10 protein-coding genes are annotated in these 17,448 nt (G+C 64.6%); 1 reads left to right on the top strand and 9 read right to left on the bottom strand.

Annotation, left to right across the window (positions count from 1 at the left end):
• Positions 1-53: 53 nt before the first annotated feature.
• The 8 genes from ACZ9GA_RS06945 to ACZ9GA_RS06910 form a co-directional block, all read right to left on the bottom strand.
• Positions 54-398, bottom strand: coding sequence for an immunity protein Imm33 domain-containing protein (locus tag ACZ9GA_RS06945; protein WP_476226450.1), 345 nt, complete (start codon positions 396-398; stop codon positions 54-56).
• A complete protein-coding gene (locus tag ACZ9GA_RS06940) occupies positions 398-8,740 on the bottom strand; it encodes a two-partner secretion domain-containing protein (RefSeq protein WP_457363373.1) in 8,343 nt (2,780 codons plus the stop codon). The genes ACZ9GA_RS06945 and ACZ9GA_RS06940 overlap by 1 nt, the downstream gene beginning before the upstream one ends.
• Before the next feature lie 20 nt (positions 8,741-8,760).
• Positions 8,761-10,464 (bottom strand): ShlB/FhaC/HecB family hemolysin secretion/activation protein, encoded by a 1,704-nt coding sequence (locus tag ACZ9GA_RS06935; protein WP_457363374.1) that lies wholly within the window; start codon positions 10,462-10,464, stop codon positions 8,761-8,763.
• Between the two features lie 225 nt (positions 10,465-10,689).
• The gene (locus ACZ9GA_RS06930) at positions 10,690-11,463 is read right to left on the bottom strand and encodes an enoyl-CoA hydratase (RefSeq protein ID WP_027979469.1); all 774 of its coding nucleotides are present in this window, start codon (positions 11,461-11,463) and stop codon (positions 10,690-10,692) included.
• Between the two features lie 16 nt (positions 11,464-11,479).
• A complete protein-coding gene (locus ACZ9GA_RS06925) occupies positions 11,480-12,607 on the bottom strand; it encodes an acyl-CoA dehydrogenase (RefSeq protein ID WP_457363375.1) in 1,128 nt (375 codons plus the stop codon).
• A gap of 9 nt (positions 12,608-12,616) precedes the next feature.
• Positions 12,617-13,804: an acetyl-CoA C-acyltransferase gene (locus tag ACZ9GA_RS06920; RefSeq protein WP_457363376.1), complete on the bottom strand. Its 1,188-nt coding sequence runs from the start codon at positions 13,802-13,804 to the stop codon at positions 12,617-12,619.
• Between the two features lie 11 nt (positions 13,805-13,815).
• The gene (locus tag ACZ9GA_RS06915; protein WP_457363377.1) at positions 13,816-14,583 is read right to left on the bottom strand and encodes an SDR family NAD(P)-dependent oxidoreductase; all 768 of its coding nucleotides are present in this window, start codon (positions 14,581-14,583) and stop codon (positions 13,816-13,818) included.
• A 76-nt stretch (positions 14,584-14,659) separates the two neighbouring features.
• Complete coding sequence (locus ACZ9GA_RS06910; RefSeq protein WP_457363378.1) at positions 14,660-15,685, bottom strand: AraC family transcriptional regulator; 1,026 nt, start codon at positions 15,683-15,685, stop codon at positions 14,660-14,662.
• 229 nt (positions 15,686-15,914) lie between these two features.
• On the opposite strand from ACZ9GA_RS06910, the gene ACZ9GA_RS06905 reads away from it, so the two are divergent.
• Positions 15,915-16,862 (top strand): D-2-hydroxyacid dehydrogenase family protein, encoded by a 948-nt coding sequence (locus ACZ9GA_RS06905; protein ID WP_457363379.1) that lies wholly within the window; start codon positions 15,915-15,917, stop codon positions 16,860-16,862.
• On the opposite strand, the gene ACZ9GA_RS06900 is transcribed toward ACZ9GA_RS06905, so the two are convergent.
• On the bottom strand, positions 16,851-17,438 hold the full coding sequence (locus ACZ9GA_RS06900) for a DinB family protein (RefSeq protein ID WP_457363380.1): 588 nt from the start codon (positions 17,436-17,438) through the stop codon (positions 16,851-16,853). The two genes, ACZ9GA_RS06905 and ACZ9GA_RS06900, sit on opposite strands and share 12 nt — an antisense overlap.
• Positions 17,439-17,448: the final 10 nt, after the last annotated feature.

Here is a 17,448-nt window from a genome sequence, read left to right as displayed (position 1 = left end):
CTCTTCCCACCCACGACTCCCAGTCGTCGAGAAAAGAATTTCCCCATGCAAACTCAAAGAGCTAATCCATCGTCATACCAAACGTCCTCATAATTTTCTGCTATTAGGAACCGCCAACCAGGGGGGAGGCCGAGATACGGGCGCACCAAAGGTTCCCAGTCAGCAATGTGACCCGCATGCAGTGGTTTAAAGAAATCAGCTGACTCAGAATATTCACCAGCCCAAACATACCAGCCACTCGTTCCCTGTGTAGGGTTCACTCTCATCCCATGAATTGGCCTCACGCCTTCTTTCAAACTCAACGAGACGCCTAACTTTAATTCATCCCTGCATACAGTAAACTCGGCACCATACTTCCGACATATGTCTCTTTGAGCAGCTTCAGCTTCAGTATTCATCATTGTAGACCTAAATATTTTTTCATTGCCCTGCTAAAAGCACTTAGCTGACCACCTTGGGCAGCGGAGCACGCTGGGCAGTGAGGCTGCACAGCCTCAACGCTTTTCTGGGCAGCGACGTCGACAGCCCCATCACGATAATACTGTACGACAAGCGGATCAATGTGATCTGCGACTTGGTTACTGGAAACAGCTCCGCAATCCACACAAGGCAGGCCTTGAACCGATGCCCTTTGTGCGGAGTTTGGACCTGCACCTTGAGGGCGAACATATGGAGACGTGATGTCTGGATTTGGAGTAAAGCTGGCATCTGGTACTCCAGATTTCGTACCAAAACCTAAGACCCTAGAAAGAGCACCGGCAAGAGAAATCCCACCAAGTGAAGGACCTTGCAATATTTTTGGAACATCCACTATCCCGAGGTCTTCCTCCTCCTGAAGAGTGGGGGGAAGCCCCATTTCTTTCCTGCGCTCTACGTCTTCTCGCTCTGCCTCATGGGCCTGGTTGTTATATTTCTCTGAGGCCCCCCCAATCAAACTACCGGTGGAAGCCTTACCGCCTGAGGCCGCAGCAGCGACCAGACCGATAATCTGTGCTGTAGCGACTTTGTCTTGAGATCCCTGAGTACTTAATTCGCCCGGTGCAAATTCATCACTGACATAGGTCGCCAACAAAGCGTTTACAATTGGCGTAAGCCCTTCCGCAGCTCCACCAGCGATCACACCGCTCTCGAAATCACCGCCTTTGGCTTCCGAGATCAATCCACCCAACAATGCGTGCAGCACTACCTTTTCCGAGAAGGCCGGCTTCAGGTCACCGATCGCCTTGTTAGCCTCCGCAGCCCCAAGATCAATGGCTTCGCTTGTCGCTGCACTCGCCAGGTTGCTGGTAAAGCTTCCACCACCAATGGCCGTAGTAATGCCCGCACTGATCAACGCATTGGAGCCACTGCGAAGCAGCGTTTGCTCCAAATCACTTCCATTAAGCATCGCCGTCGAATAGCCGGGGTTTTGGACCCCTGTCGTGATGACCTTCGAGCCCCCGCTCGACGCCCCATCTGCGGCGGTAAAGTACTTCGCATCGACGTAGCTGGTTGCTCCCGCTGCGAGCGATGAAATCGCCACGCTCTTGAGGTTGCTGGAGCTGAAAGTGTCCCCCAGCGTGCTTCCCAGATTTCCTTTATCGTTAATCAGGTTGACGGTTGCACTACTTGCCAAGGAAGTGATTGCCGCCGTGGCTGCGACGTTGCCCCACCCTGCCGCAGTGTAAGCAATGCCTTGCGCAAGCTCAGCGCTGGTGGTCGCAGCGGCCATCGCCGATCCACTGCCTGCTTCCGCGCCGGCCAGCATCCCAACCTCACCACTCGCCGCCCCTGCAGTGAGCACTGTGACCAAGATCACAATCGCCAGCATCGCCCCTTCACCAAGGCTCGAACTGCTGTACTTGAACGAGTCATGCAGCTCTTTAACCTGCTGCCAATTCACATCCCCCCGCGCCTCGGCATCCTTCAACCAGCTCAGGCTAGGATCCGCCTTCACCATGGTGTCGATGACCTGGCTAACCGTTTCCTTATTGATCTGTTTCACATCAATATTCAGCCCGTTGACCGCATTGATCACGGTCTTGCCCTTGGCTGTCATCTCGGTTTGCTGCAGGGTCTCGTCTGTACTGCCCTTGCCTTTCATGGTGTTCCACGAAAGGCTGGTGCTGCTCTTGGTATGCGTCTCCTGATGAAGGTCTTTAACGCCTTCAAACGTCACCGCCCCACCACTGCTGATGGTCAGGTCATTCCCGCTATTGAGCTTCGCCGCCTGATACAGCTGATCACTGTTACTGGCCAGCGTCAGATCACCCCCACTGGTAACCGCGCTCCCCACATTGGTGACCTGGGTCGTCTCGTCATGCTGGGTTTTCTTACTGCCCCAACTGCCGCTCTTCTTCATGTCATACAGCGAGTAATCGCTGTTCTGGGCAGCCAGCAATTGCAGCTTGTCCCCCGCATACACGTACGCATCAGTACCCGCCGTCACGTTGCTGGAGGTCAGCGTTACGTCCTGCCCAGCCTGCAGCGTGGCACTGCCTCCGGCCGCAACCGTTGTCCCCACCTGCGCCACATGATCCTGCTGCGACGTCACCTTATGCGTCTTGCTATAGCTATGCGTCTCATCCGCCGCCGAGCTCAAGCTCAGGTTGTCCGTGGCCGTCAGCGCCACATTCCCCCCCGCCGTCAACTGACTGGCCGTAGCCGTCAGATCCTGCCCGGCGCTGATGCTCAGGTCCGTCCCCGCCGTCACCGTGGCGCTGTTCTGCGTGGTGGTGGAGCGTGTGTGTTTACTGGTCCGCGTGCTGCTGTCCACCGCCTGCGCAGCCGTGATGTTGACGTCGCGCGTCGCCGTGATGCTGGTGGTGGTGCCGCTGCTCAGCACGCCGCCGGTGTTGTTGACGTCCTGCCCGGCATTGATGGTCAGGCTGCCCGCCGCCTCGACCCGCGCGGCGCTGTCGACGAAGTCGGTGCGTTCGGTGGCCGAGCCCAGGGCGCTTTGGTGGCTGGTGACGGTGCGCTCGTTGGTCACGTCGCCGCTGACGGCGGTCAGGCTTACGTCGCGCCCGGCGATGATGCCGCCGGCGCTGTTGGTCAGGTTGTTGCCGGCCAGCAGGTCCAGGCGGCTGTCGGCCTGCACTACGCCGGTGTTGGTCAGGTTGTTGCCGGCGATGGCCGACAGGCTGCCGGTGGCCTTGAGGGTGCCGGCGTTGCTCAGGTCGCTGCCGGCGATGACGCTGACGTCGGTGCCTTGCACCAGGGCGCCGTCCGGGGCCAGGCGGTTGTTGGCGTTGGCCAGGTACAGCACGGGCACCAGCACGGTCTGGCCGTCGACGACTTCGCTTTGCATCCAGACGATGTCGTGGGTCAGGGCGGCGACCTGTTCGCTGGTCAGGGCGGTGCCTACGGTCAGGTTCAGTGACTGCTGGGCGGCGATGCCGTTGTCCATTAGGTACTGGAACTGGCCGGCGTCGCTGGTTTGGCCGTCGATGTAGCGGGCACCGGTTTTGGCGACGATGGCCTGGTCGACCAGGGTTTGTTCGTAGAGGCCGTCACCCAGGCGCTTTTCGCTGTCGTCGGGATTGTAGCCCAGGGCGGACAGCATGTAGTCCGAGCTCATGAATTGCTTGAGGTTGGTGAGCGCGGGGTTGGTTTCGATCAGGTATTTCTGCGGTTGCGATTGGGCGCTGGTGTCGGGTACGCCCTGGACGCGGGCGATGGTGGTGTCGCCGCTGCCGCTGTTTGCCTGGGTGGTGCCGCTGATGGTCCAGTTGGTGCTGCTGCCGGTGGCGGTGCCGGTGCTGGTGCCGCTGAGGCGGAACAGGCCGTTCTGGCCGGTGGGCAGGCTGAAGCCGGGCAGGCTCAGGGGGTCGACTTCTTTTTGCGCAAGGTCAGGTGGCAGTTGGGCGTTGAGCGACACGCGGGTGGAGTAGGCGGTGCCTGCGGCCGTGGTGTCGGTGCGGGTGCCGGCGCCTACGTAGTCGTAGCCGGCGCGTACCACGCTGCTGTCGAAGTTGTTCTGGGTGGTGATGTTGACGGCGCCACCGGCCTGGATGACGGCGGCGTAGCTTTGGTCGCCGGTGGACAGTTGCGTGGTTTGCGCGTACTGCGTCAGCTCGTTTTGAGTGGAGGCGATGAAGCGGCTGAGGGCTGCGTCAAGGCCGCTGAGGTCGGCCGGATTGTAGCCGGAGCTGTCGATCCAGTACTTTTGCGTGAACTGGGCGGCTGGACCGCTCCAACGGCCATTACCGTCTTCGCGCTCGGTCTCGAATACCCTGAAGGTTTGCGTGTCAGTGGGGATAACACCTTGGTTGGTCAGGCTGTCGGCACTGACTGACAGGTTCTGGCCAGCACTGATGGTGCTGCTGGCATTGTTGACTTGGCCGGCGACGATGTTGAGGTTGCCACCGGCAGAAATCGAAGAGGCCGCGCTGCTGGCGGTCACGGCCAGCTTGTCACGCTCGGTGATTTCGTAAACGTAATTCTGTTTGCCGTCGCAGTCGGCAATTGAGTTGTTCAGGTACTTGTAGCAACTGACCTCGACGATCTCAGCGGTGTACTTGCCCGCATCATCCACCACCAACACCGCGCGCTGGTTGTCCAGCGTGCTGACGTTGAGGGTCATGTTGCCGTCGCTCTGAATCGTCGACGAGCTGTTGACGATGCTGTCGGTCAAGCCGCCCTGCCCGTCGCGGTCGATGCTCAGGTTGCCCAGGCTGTAGATGTTGGCGTAACTGTTGTTCAGCGACGCCACGCGCAGGCTCATGTCACCGCCGCTGAAGATCAGCCCCTGGTTGTTGCTCAGGGCGCCGGTGGTCAGGATCAGGCCGGTGCCGCTGCCAAAGGTACCTTCGTTGTCGACGCCGCCCGCGGTGACGGTGAGTGCAGCTGCCGAGTTCAGGCGCCCGGCGTTGCTCAGCTGGCCACTGACGTTCAGCGTCGCATCCGCGCCGCCCTCGATGCTGGCCGCGCTGCCCAGGCTGACCTGGGCAGCACTCAGGTTCAGGTCGCCGACACTGGTCAGGCGCCCGTTGCCGCCGTAAGTGCCGCCAAGGGTCAGCCCCAGGGCACCGTTACTGGCGATCAGGCCATCGTTGTTCCAGTTGCTGCCGGTGCCGGTGAAGTGGCTGCTGCCCAGTAACTGGCCGCTGCCGGTCTGGGTCAGGCCAGCGACGTTGACGGTCAGGTCGCCTGCCTGGATGACGCTGCTGTTGGTCCAGTTGTCGGCGTCGATGGTCAGGCTGCCGTTGGTGACCACGCTGCCGCCTACATCGGACAGGTTGGCCGTGGCGATGCCGAACGTCCCCGTGCCCACGTGCAGCAGGCTGCCACCCACGTTGCTGAAACTGCCCAGGTTGAGGGTGAGGTTCTGGTTGGCGGTTTCCAGGGTGCCGTTGCTGTTGTTCAGCAGGCCGCTGACGTTGAACAGCGTGCTGCCGCTGGTGCCCAGGGCGCGCAACTGGCCGGCCTGGTTGTCGATGCTGGCCGCGGTGATGCTCAGGGTGCTGTCGCTCTCAACCAGGCCGTTTTCGTTGTTGAGCGCGCCGCTGAGGCTGAGGTCGATCTGCTGGCCGCCGATCTGGCCGTCGGCCGCGCCGCTGTTGTCGAAGTCGTGGGCGGTGACCTTGACCTTGCCGGTGGCGTACAGGCCGCCGTTCTGGTTGTTGAAGTCGCCGGTGCTGATCACCGCGTCGCCGGTTTGCGCGGCGATGCGGCCGCCGTCGTTGTCCAGGCTGGCGCTGGTGATGGTCAGGCTTTGCGCCTGCACGCTGCCCTTCTGGCTGGCGTTGGTCAGGTCGTAGCCGTTTTTCAGGGCGCCGGTGAGTTGCGCGGTGAAGGCACCCTGCTGGCTGCCGAGGGTGCCACCGCGGCTGTCTAGGTTGACGGCGTTTATCGTCAGGTCGCCGGTTTGCGCCAGGAGGGTACCGCTCTGGTTGTCGATGTCGCCGCTGGTGGTGACGGTCAGCGCGGTCTGGCTTTGCAGGGTGCCGCGGCTGTTGGCCAGGCTGGCGGCGCTGAGGTTGAGGTCGGCGTTCTGACTGTAGATCAGGCCGTCGGCGTTGTTTTGCACCGCGCCGGTGGCGGTTAGGGTCAGGGCGTCGTTGGCGGCGATCGTGCCGCTGTTGCTGTTGTCCAGGCCGGCGGTCAGCAGGGTCAGCAGGGTTTGGCTGGCCAGTTGGCCGTGCTGGTTGTTGACCTGGGTGGCGCCCTGGATCAGCAGGTCGGCGCCGGTGGCGAGCTTGCCGTTGGTGTTGGTCAGCACGCCCAGCAGGTTGAGGGTGCCAGCGCCGTTGCTGGTGACGCTGCCGTTGCTGTTGTCGAAGGTGGTGCCGGTGAAGGTGAAGGCGTTTTGCGCGGCGATGGAGCCGGCGTTGTTGGTCAGGCTGATGGCTTGCAGGGTCAGGCCGGCGGCGCTGGAGAGAATGCCGGCGCTGTTGTCGAGGTTGTCGGCACTGACGTTGAGCGCGCCCTGGCTGACCAGCGCGCCATTGTTGCCGTTGAGCAGGTCGCCCTGCACCGTGACGGTAACGTCGCCGTAACGGCTGGAGACGGTACCGCTGTTGCGGTTGTCCAGGCTGCCCGCCGTGACGGTCACGCCTTGCCAGCCGGACACCAGGCCGCCGGGGTTAAGCAGGCTGTTGGCGTTAAGCACCAGCAGGTTGTCGCTGATCAGCTTGCCGCCGGTGTTGTCCAGGGTACGGCCGGCCAGGGTGAGGCTTTGGCTGCTGGACAATTCGCCGTTCTGGTTGTTGAGGTCGCGCAGGTGGCTGACGGTCAGCTGGCCAGTGGTGGTGATCAGGCCGCTGGCGTTATTGAGCTCGCCGGTGGCGGCGCCGAAGTCCAGGGCGATGGCGCTGCCCAGCAGGTTGCCGCCGGCGCTGTTGTCGATGCCAGCGGCGTTGATGGCCAGGGTGCCGTCGGCGTTGATCAGGCCCAGGTTGTTGTTGGTCAGTTGGCCGCTGACGTTCAGCGTGAGGTCGCCCTGGCTGTTCAGGGTGCCACCGGCGTTGTTCAGGCTGGCCGCTTGCACGTGCAGGCTGGCGGCGGCGATGGTGCCGTTGAGGTTGCTCAGGGCCTGGTTGACGGTGACGCTCAGGGCTTGATTGGAAAGCAGTTTGCCGTTGTCGTTGGTCAGGCTGTCGGCGCTGAAATCGAAGGTTTGGGCGCTGGAGATTTCGCCGCTGCTGTTGTCCACCGCGCCGACATTCTTCAGTACCAGCACGGGGGCGGTGATCAGGCCGCTCTGGTTGCCCAGGGTGCCGTGGTTGAGGTCCAGGGTCAGGGCGCTGTTGCTGAACAGCTTGCCGCCCTGGTTGTCGACGGTGCCCGTGGTGGTCAGGCTCAGCTGGCCAGCGCTGGACAGGCTGCCCAGGCGGTTGGACAGGCTGGCGGCGCTGGCGGTCAGCAGGCATTCGCTGCTGAACAGGCCGCTGGTGTTAGTGAGGTCGCCGGTCAGCGCCACCGTCAGGTCGCCCTGGGTTTTCAGCTGGCCGTGGCTGTTGTTCAGGCTACCGCCCTTGAGCTGCGCCTGGGCCGCGCTGATCGCGCCGCCCTGGTTGTCCAGCAGATTGGCCTGGGTAGTCAATTGGCGGCTGGCAATGACATTGCCGGTGTTGCTGACCGTCTGCGCGCTGAGGCTGACATCGCCGCTGCTGTTGCGGCTGTTATCGCTGTTGACCCCGGCTTCGATGATGCCGCTGTTGCTCAGCTGGCCGCCGCTGCTCAGGGTGATGGCGTCGCGAGCGGCCAGGTTCTGGCTGTTGTTGAGGTCGCCCGTGGTGGTCGCGTCCAGATGGCTACCGGCGTAGACCGGGCCGTGGGTGGTGATGCTTTGGGCAGTGGCTTTGACCGCCCCGCTGGCCGCCACCTGGGCCACGTTGAGCTGGCCGTTGGCGTCCAGCTCGATATCACCGGCGCTGGCCGCCAGGTTGCCGGCCAGGTTCACACCCACGCCCTGCTCGGTGCCTACCAGTTTGATGGCGCCGGCATACATGCCGCCCAGGGCGGTGGAGTCGATGGCCAGGTTGGGTTTGGCGCTGCCGTCATCGGCGCGCGCCGTGGCTTTCAAGGTGCCGGCGTCAACGTCGTTGCGACCGGCGATCACGGTCAGTTGGTTGGCATTGATCTGCGCGTTGATGCGCGCCGAACGGGTGATCACCTCGAAGCTGTCGACGTTGCCGGCGTTGATGCCCGCGCCGTCAATGGCCACGTCACCGCCGTCGACCTGGTAGTGGTCCAGCTTGCCGCTGGCGTCCAGCACCGGCTTGCCGGTGGTCAGGGTCGCCTTGGGGGTGTTGATGAAGCCGCAGCCATCGCAGGTGATGCCGTAGGGGTTGGCGACGATCACGTGGGCGGCCTGGCCGGCCACCTCGGTGTAGCCGTTGAGCTGGCTGCGGTTGTTGCCGGTGACCTCGTTGAGGATGGTGCTGGCCGCCTGGCCCTTGAGGTTGCTGTTGCCCAGGATGATGCCGCCCAGTTGGGTACTCTGGGTGCTGCTGGTGGCGTTGTTGAGGATCAGCCCTTGGCTGCCGACGTTGTAGTCGCTGAACTGATTGTGCGACAGGCCGCTGGCGTTGGGCGCGGCAATGTTGACGATGGGCACGCCGTTGGCCGCGGCCGTGGTGGTGGTGCCCTGCCCGCTGACCGCAAGGCCGCCGGCCTGCGCCCACAGTGGCTGCCAGAACAGGGCGTTGGCCAGCACGAAGGCCAGGCCGCGTTTGGAGATGCCCCAGAAACGCTCGCGAGGTTGAATGGCAGCCGAAGGCTGGCGGGCCAGGAAGGCCAGTTGGCGTACGTCCATGTTCAGGTCTCGCAAGCGTTTTAAAGGAGGAATTCGAGGCGGAAATACACGGGGGCTTCGCTGTCGCTGAACGCCGCCGGGCGCTGCAGCGAGTGGGCCAGGGTGACGCTCAGCGTCAGGTGCTGGCCGCGGGCAAACAGCTCCAGCGAATCACTGGACACCCGGCCGTGCTGGTCGCCGGCGTGTTTGCTGTCGCTGATCACACCCTGGTCATAGCCGATGTCGCTGCCGTATTCGCTGAACACCGGTTGCACCCAGGCCCACACCACCGGGCGGCTCCAGCGCAGGTCGTTGCGCCAGTAGCCCCCGTTGTCGCCGGTCAGGGTCTGGTCCTTGTAGCCGCGGATCGACGACTCGCCGCCCAGGCTCATGCGCTGGGGGCTGAACAGCACGTCTTCGCTGTGCTGCCCGGTGGCCAGGCTGGTGAAACTGAACGACTCGCCCCACAGCTTGAACGGCAGCAGGTAGCTGGCCGTGGCGGTGTACTTGCGGTAGCGCGCGGTGGGGTCGGCGGGGCCGGGGTCATGGTCGCCCTGGGCGTCGAGGGCGCCGATACCTTGCTGCAGGCCCAGGTCCAGGTTGAGGAACGCGCCGCCGATGCGCCGGCCGTGGTTGATGCCGTATTGCAGCTCGGTGATGCGGTTGCTGCTGTTGTCCAGGCGGCTGCCGGCGATGTAGTTGTTGGTGGCCAGGTGCGACAGGCCCATGCTCAGCGAGGTCTTGCTCAGGGCGTCGCGGTACACCACGCGTTCGGCCTTGAACTGGTGGGTGGCGCTGTCGCCGTTTTGCTTGAAGTCGAAGCCATTGGCCTGGGTCAGGTCGCGGTAGGTGCTGTGGTTGTAGCTGTAGGTGAAGTTCCACCAGCCCCAGGGCAGGTTGTAGCTCAGGCCTGCGTTGTGGCTGTTGTGCTGGTCGTCGGGGTGGGCGTCCTGGCCGCCGTTGAGGCTCAACTGGTCGGCCAGGCCCAAGGGGTTGTCCCAGTCCAGGCGCGTGCCCCACTGTTGCTCGCCGGTGCTCTTCTGGCCCGAGTTGCTGCTGTTCACCGACGCCCGCCAAGGCTTTTGCGGGGCGTTGTTGACCTGCACGTCGGTGCTGCCCACAGTCTGGCCGGGCACCAGGGCCATCTGCGCCTGGTTGGACGGCAGGCGGTTGAGCTGGTCGACCAATTGCTCCACTTCGCGCAGGTTGAGCACCTCGCCGGGGCGGCCGGGGAAGCCCATGTTCAGCTCGCGCTGGGACAGGCCGCTGCCCTGCCCCGGCTGGAGGCTTTGCAGGTGGCCTTCGATGACCTGCACCACCAGGTGCCCCTTGGACAGGTCCTGCGGCGGCAGGTAGGCGCGGCTGGTGACCAGGCCCAGGGCGATGTAGCGGTCGGTGATCACCTTGAGCACTTCGTTGAGCTGGGCCACACCCAGGCACTGGCCTTGATAGGGTTTGACCAGCGCGGGGCCGTCGGGCAGATGGTCGGCGCCCTTGAGCTCAATGGTGTCGATGCGGAAACAACGGGTGGTGGCAGGTGTGGCCGGGGCAGCGGGCGCAGGGGTGGGCGCGGGCAGGTTCTGCAGATCATCCAGGCGTTTGCGCTGTTCTTGCAGCAGACGGTCCTGGCGGTCGCGGATCAGGTCCTGGTCGCCGGGGTTGGGCGTGGCTGCATGGGCCAGGGGCATGGTGATGGCCAGGCACACAGAAAGCATCAGCCGGGTGAAAGGCGTCCTTGACCACATTGCAGAATCGTCCCTAAGCGGTGTATCGCAATTTTTTACAATTGCTTACATTTTCAAAGGGCGCGATGGTGATGTGCCATCATTCTGGCGTCAAATTAACAAAAACTCAGGTTTGTACACCTGTAGCCGCTGCCGCCCGGCTGCGCTGGCCGGTGGGAACCCTGAAAATCTTCAGTGAGGCACAGGGCCAGCGCAGCCTTCGGCAGCGGCTAAATGGGGACAGCGTTAACGGCCTTTGAACCGCGCCTCACGCTTGGCAATAAAGGCAGCCATGCCTTCCTTCTGATCTTCAGTGGCAAACGCCGCATGGAACACCCGGCGCTCAAACCGTACCCCCTCACTGAGGCTGACCTCAAAGGCGCGGTTGACGCTCTCCTTCACCATCATCGCCACCGGCAGCGACTTGGCAGCAATCTGCACCGCCGTGGCCAGGGCCTCTTCCAGCAGTTTGTCGGCCGGCACGATGCGCGCCACGATGCCCGCCCGCTCCGCTTCCACCGCGTCCATCAGGCGCCCGGTGAGGCACAGCTCCATGGCCTTGGCCTTGCCCACCGCGCGGGTCAGGCGCTGGGTGCCGCCCATGCCCGGCAGCACACCCAGCTTGATTTCCGGCTGGCCGAACTTGGCGGTGTCGGCGGCCAGGATGAAGTCGCACATCAGCGCCAACTCGCAGCCGCCGCCCAAGGCGAAGCCGGCCACGGCGGCGATCATTGGCTTGCGGCGGTTGGCGATGCGGTCGGTTTCGCTGAACAGGTCGTCCAGGTAGATCTGCGGGTAGGTGCGCTCGGCCATTTCCTTGATGTCGGCGCCAGCGGCAAAGGCCTTGGCCGAGCCGGTGATGACGATGCAACCTACCTCGCGGTCGGCGTCCAGGGCGTCGAGGGCCTGGTTCAGTTCACCGATCAACTGGGCGTTGAGCGCGTTGAGCGCCTCGGGCCGGTTGAGGGTGATCAGGCCGACACGGCCACGGGTTTCCAGCAGCAGGGTTTGATACGCCATCGTAGCGTTCTCCGTCTTATAAATTGCGGGCAATCACCATCCGCTGGATATCGCTGGTGCCTTCGTAGATCTGGCAAATGCGCACGTCGCGATAAATCCGTTCCAGCGGGAAGTCGTTGAGGTAACCATACCCACCCAAGGTCTGCAACGCGTCCGAACAGACCTTTTCGGCCATTTCCGAGGCGAAAAGCTTGGCCATGGACGCCTCCACCAAGGCGGGCTGCCCGGCGTCGCGCAGGGCGGCGGCGTGGTAGACCATTTGCCGCGCCACGCTGATCTGGGTGTGCATGTCGGCCAGGCGGAAGGCCACGGCCTGATGCTCGATCAGCGGCTGGCCGAAGCTGGTGCGCTCGCGGGCATAGTCACGGGCAGCCTCGAAGGCGGCGCGGGCCATGCCCACGGCCTGGGCGGCAATGCCGATGCGGCCACCTTCAAGGTTGGCCAGGGCGATCTTGTACCCCTGCCCTTCAGCGCCCAGCAGGTTGGCGGCCGGTACGCGCATGTCGTCGAACACCAGCTGGCAGGTGTCAGAGGCATGCAGACCGAGTTTTTCCTCGACGCGCACCACCTGGTAGCCGGGGGTATCGGTGGGCACGATGAAGGCGCTGATGCCGCGCTTGCCCGCCTCGGGGTCGGTGACGGCGAAAACGATGGTCATGCCGGCGTTGCTGCCCGAGGTGATGAACTGCTTGCTGCCGTTGATCACGTAATGGTCGCCGTCGCGACGCGCGCGGGTGCGCAGGTTGCTGGCGTCGGAGCCGGCCTGGGCCTCGGTGAGGGCGAAGGCGCCCAGCATGGCACCGGTGGCCAGCGGTTCAAGATACTGAGCCTTTTGCGCCTCGGTGCCGAAGGTGAGGATGGGCACGCAACCCACCGAGTTGTGCACGCTCATGATGGTAGAGCAGGCGCCGTCACCGGCGGCGATTTCCTCCAGGGCCATGGCGTAGGCCAGGTAGCCGGTGTCGCAACCGCCCCACTGCTCCGGCACCAGCATGCCGAAAAAACCCAGTTCGGCCATTTCGGCCAGGGCTTCGCGGGGGAAGGTGTGGTCGCGGTCCCACTGGGCCGAGAACGGGCGCAGGCGCTCCTGGGCGAACTGGCGCGCGGCGTCGCTGATCTGGCGTTGCTCTTGATTGGCTAGCATGGGCGCTCCTTAATCCAGGCATTCAATGGCAACGGCCGTGGCTTCGCCGCCGCCGATGCAGATGGCGGCGATGCCGCGCGAGAGGCGACGTTGGCGCAGGGCGTGAATCAGGGTCACCAGGATGCGTGCGCCCGAGGCGCCGATTGGGTGGCCCAGGGCGCAGGCGCCGCCGTGCACGTTGACCTTGGCGTGGGGCAGGTCCAGCGCCTGCATGGCAGCCAGGGTGACCACGGCGAAGGCTTCGTTGATCTCGAACAGGTCGACGCTGGGCAGCGCCCAGCCGGTGCGCTTGAGCAGTTGCTGGATGGCGCCGATGGGGGCCGTGGGGAACAGCGCCGGGGTGTCGGCGAAATCGGCGTGGCCGTGGATGATCGCCAGGGGCACGAGGCCCCGTTTCACCGCCTCACTCTGGCGCATCAGTACCAGGGCTGCGGCGCCGTCGGAGATGGAGCTCGAATTGGCTGCGGTCACGGTACCGCCATCGCGAAAGGCCGGCTTGAGGCCCGGGATCTTGTCCAGGCGCGCCTTGGGCGGCTGTTCATCGTCGCTGATCAGGCGCGACTCTTTGCCGGCCGTCACCGTCAGCGGCACGATCTCGTCCTTGAACAGGCCCTGGGTGATGGCCTGCTGGGCACGGGTCAACGAGGCGATGGCGAAGTCATCCTGCTGCTGGCGGCTGAAGCCGTTGGCCTGGGCACAGTCCTCGGCGAAGGTGCCCATCAGCCGGCCCGGTTCGTAGGCGTCTTCCAGGCCGTCGAGGAACATGTGGTCCAGCACCCGGCCATGGCCCATGCGGTAACCGCAGCGGGCCTTGTCCAGCAGGTAGGGGGCGTTGGACATGCTTTCCATGCCGCCGGCCACCACCACGCTGGTGCTGCCGGCCAGCAACTGATCGTGGCCCAGGATTACGGCCTGCATGCCCGAGCCGCACATTTTATTCAGGGTGGTGCAGGGCGTGCCTTTGGCCAGCCCGGCGCCCAACGCGGCTTGGCGCGCGGGCGCCTGGCCCAGGCCTGCGGGCAGTACGCAGCCCATCAACACCTGGTCCACCGCCTCGCCGTCCAAAGTGGCTCGGGACACGGCGGCGCGGATCGCTTCGGCGCCCAACTGCGGCGCGGTCAGGCTTTTCAAGTCGCCCTGCAGGCCGCCCATGGGCGTGCGCACGGCGCTGACGATAACGACGGGATCGTGGTTCATGACGGACTCCTTCATTTGGCGGCCATGCGCAGGGCGCCGTCCAGGCGGATGACTTCGCCGTTGAGCAGGCGGTTCTCGACGATATGGCGCACCAGCGCTGCGTATTCGGCCGGCAGCCCGAGGCGCGGCGGGAACGGCACGCCGGCGGCCAGAGAGGCGCGCACCTCGTCGCTCATGCCGGCCATCATCGGCGTTTCGAAAATGCCGGGGGCGATGGTCATCACACGGATGCCGAAGCGGGCCAGTTCGCGGGCGGCCGGCAGGGTCATGCTGACGATGGCGCCCTTGGAGGCGGCGTAGGCGGCCTGGCCGATCTGGCCATCGTAGGCGGCGATGGAGGCGGTGTTGATGATGATGCCGCGCTCGCCGTCCTCCCCCGGTTCGGTCTCGGCCATGGCAGCGGCGGCCAGGCGCATCAGGTTGAAGCTGCCAACCACGTTGATGTCCAGCAGGCGGCTGAAACTGTCCAGGGCGTGGGGGCCTTGCTTGCCCAGGATCTTCTCGCCGGTGACCACGCCTGCGCAGTTGACCAGCCCGTGCAGGCCACCGAAGGTGCTGACCGCCAGTTGCACGGCGGCCTGGGCCTGGTCCTCGCGGCGGATGTCGGCCACGGCATGGCGGGCGCGGTCGCCCAATGCGTGGGCCTGGGCGGCGACGGCGTCGGCGTTGAGGTCCACCAGCACCACATTGGCGCCGCCGTGGGCGAGCATGGTGGCGGTCGCCGCACCCAGCCCCGAGGCGGCGCCGCTGACCACGAAAATCCTGTCTGCAATGTGCATGGAGCGCGTCCTTATTGTTGTAGGCGTCTCCTTGAAATATGGCCCTGGGCGGGCCGGCCGGCAATGGTCAAAGCGCTCAGTCGCGGTGAGCGGTTTGGCCAGTGCTGCCCAGGATCAGGCTGCGGTACTGGCCGGGGCTGGCGCCGGTCCATTTGCGAAAGGCTTTATAGAACGAGCTGGCATCGGCGAAACCCAGTTGCGCGGCGATCGCCTCGAAGGAAAGCTGCGCATCGGCCAGCCAGGCGATGGCCAGTTCGCGGCGCACGCTGTCCTTGAGGCGCTGCCAGGTCTGCCCTTCTTCGGCCAGGCGACGGCGCAGGGTGGGCGCCGACAGGTGCCAGTGGCGGGCCATGTCGTCGGCCTCGGGCCAGCTGTGGGGCGGTTGCTCGCGCAGGTGCTGGCGGATACGCGTGGCCAGGCTGTCGGGGTCGCGGTATTTGACCAGGATGTTGGCCGGGGCGCGGTTGAGGAAGCGTTGCAGCTCCTGGGGCGTGCGGCGCATGGGCAGGTCCAGGCACTCGGCGGCGAAAATGATCCGCGTGCGCGGCCGCTCGAAGCGCAGGTTGTGGGAAAACATCACCCGGTAGTCGTCGCAATACTCGGGCGCCGCGCCGCGCAGCTCCACCGCCAGGATCGGGATGCGCCGCCCGGCCAGCCAGCAGGCCACGCCGTGGACGATCATCCAGTAAGTGAAATAGGTAAACGCGCGGCGTGGCGGCACGGCGCTGTCGTCGATGACGATCTCGGCCAGGCCGTGTTGGCGCACCAGCTGCGCGGGCAGGTCGGCCAGCATCAGCGACAGGAAGCCCAAAGCGGCGTCCAGCGCCGTGGCCAGGGTGGGCTGGGCCATGGCGCAGCGGCATAGAAACGCCAGGCTGCCGGAGCGCAAGGGGCGCGGGTCCATGCCGAAGAATTCGTCGTCGGTGTGGCGGGCGATCTGGCGCCACAGGCGTGCATACAACAGCACGGGGACACGGGCGTCGGGCTGCTGGAGCAGCGTGCCGTCGATGCCCACGGCCGACAGGATCGTCGCTGGATCGACGCTGCTTTGCAGCAGAGCCTCACGGACCATTTGCACGGAGATGGTGTCTTTTTGCGCCATGGAACTGCCCGGGGGTTTGTAGATCCCAATCCTACCAGTGATTGAGGCTGGGGCTACTGGCCTCATCGCGAGCAAGCTTTGCTCCCACAGTGTTAAGGCTCACATCAGTGTTTGCCTTGACACTGTGGGAGCAAAGCTTGCTCGCGATGAGGCCACCACTGACACCCCAAAACAGCTGCGGTAAAGTCCACCTCTGCTGCAAAACAACTGAAACCAAGGAGCAAACGCCGTGCGCATAGCCGTGATCGATGACTGGCAGGACGTGGCCAGCGATGTGGTGGACTGGTCGCCGTTGCAGGCGCTGGGCCAGGTGGACTTTTTGCCGGACTACCCGGCCGATACCGCAACGATGGTGGCGCGCCTTTCGCCCTATGAGGTGATTTGCGTAATGCGCGAGCGCACCGCATTCGACGCCGAACTGCTGCGCGGCCTGGGCAACCTCAAACTGCTGGTGACCGGCGGCATGCGCAACGCCGCCCTCGACCTGGCCGCCGCCAAGGCCCTGGGCGTGCAGGTGGTGGGCACCGACAGCTACAAGCACGCAGCGCCGGAACTGACCTGGGCGCTGATCATGGCCTCCACCCGCAATCTGGTGGCCGAAGCTGCGTCGCTGCAAACCGGCGGCTGGCAGATTGGCCTGGGCGGCGACCTGCATGGCAAGACCCTGGGCATTCTGGGGCTGGGCAGCATCGGCCAGAAGGTGGCCAACTTCGGCAAGGCGTTTGGGATGAACGTGATCGCCTGGAGCGAAAACCTCACCGCCGAGCGCGCCGAGAGCGCCGGCGTACAGTGGGTCAGCAAGCAGGAGCTGTTTGCCCAGGCCGATATCCTCAGCGTGCACCTGGTGCTCAGCGACCGCACCCGGGGCCTGGTGGACAGCGAGGCACTTGGCTGGATGAAGCCCCGTGCGCTGCTGGTCAACACCGCGCGCGGGCCCATCGTCGATGAAGACGCGCTGGTGGAAGCCTTGAAGGCCAACCGCCTGGGCGGCGCCGCGCTGGACGTGTTCAGCGTCGAGCCGCTGCCGGCCGGCCACCCATTCCGCACCCTGCCCAACGTGCTGGCCACGCCCCATGTGGGCTATGTCAGCGCCAACAACTACCGGCTGTTCTACAGCCAGATGATCGACGACATCCTGGCCTGGCACGCCGGCACGCCCATCCGCCTACTGACCTGACCACACCTGGGCCTCGGTCCAGCCCAGCTCGGCGAAGTCCTGGGCGCGCAAATGCGCCTCGCCTTCGCAGAAGAATTCGTCGAGCTGGGGCGGCTTGATCTCGGTTTCCGCCAGCATGGCGTGCACCTGGCCACGGTGATGAATCTGATGCTCGAACAGGTGCGCCAGCAGGCGCACGCGGGTGTCACGCTGGGTACGGTCGGGGCGCAGGATGGTCACGTAGCGGCCCATGCTGGCGTCCTTGAGCTGACGGCAGTACGCAATCAGCCGGTGGTCCACCTGCGCCTGCTCGCGGTGCAGGTCCAGGCAGGTGTGGAACGGCTCTTCGGGTTCGAAAAAACGCAGGCTGTCCAGCTCCGGGGGCTCACCGGCCTGCTCGCACTCCAGCGCCTGCAGGTAGAACCAGTCCACCGTCAGCAGGTGGTTGAGGGTGGCCTTGATTGACGGAAAAAAGCTGCTGCGCGGCGCCACGAACTCGTCCTGGCTCAGTTGCAGGCAAGCCTTGTACAGGCGGTGATTGGCCCAGCCGTTGTTGTAGGCCATGCTCAGCAGGTGATGCGACAGGGGGTTGTCCATGGGCACTCTC

This window comes from Pseudomonas sp. TE3644 (assembly GCF_056278815.1).
This window is presented reverse-complemented; position numbering and strand designations above follow the sequence as displayed.

Bases quoted from the DNA above. Each gene is read 5' to 3' on its own strand.
- ACZ9GA_RS06945 (WP_476226450.1), bottom strand. From the start codon at position 398: ATGAATACTGAAGCTGAAGCTGCTCAAAGAGACATATGTCGGAAGTAT.
- ACZ9GA_RS06940 (WP_457363373.1), bottom strand. From the start codon at position 8,740: ATGGACGTACGCCAACTGGCCTTCCTGGCCCGCCAGCCTTCGGCTGCC.
- ACZ9GA_RS06935 (WP_457363374.1), bottom strand. From the start codon at position 10,464: ATGTGGTCAAGGACGCCTTTCACCCGGCTGATGCTTTCTGTGTGCCTG.
- ACZ9GA_RS06930 (WP_027979469.1), bottom strand. From the start codon at position 11,463: ATGGCGTATCAAACCCTGCTGCTGGAAACCCGTGGCCGTGTCGGCCTG.
- ACZ9GA_RS06925 (WP_457363375.1), bottom strand. From the start codon at position 12,607: ATGCTAGCCAATCAAGAGCAACGCCAGATCAGCGACGCCGCGCGCCAG.
- ACZ9GA_RS06920 (WP_457363376.1), bottom strand. From the start codon at position 13,804: ATGAACCACGATCCCGTCGTTATCGTCAGCGCCGTGCGCACGCCCATG.
- ACZ9GA_RS06915 (WP_457363377.1), bottom strand. From the start codon at position 14,583: ATGCACATTGCAGACAGGATTTTCGTGGTCAGCGGCGCCGCCTCGGGG.
- ACZ9GA_RS06910 (WP_457363378.1), bottom strand. From the start codon at position 15,685: ATGGCGCAAAAAGACACCATCTCCGTGCAAATGGTCCGTGAGGCTCTG.
- ACZ9GA_RS06900 (WP_457363380.1), bottom strand. From the start codon at position 17,438: ATGGACAACCCCCTGTCGCATCACCTGCTGAGCATGGCCTACAACAAC.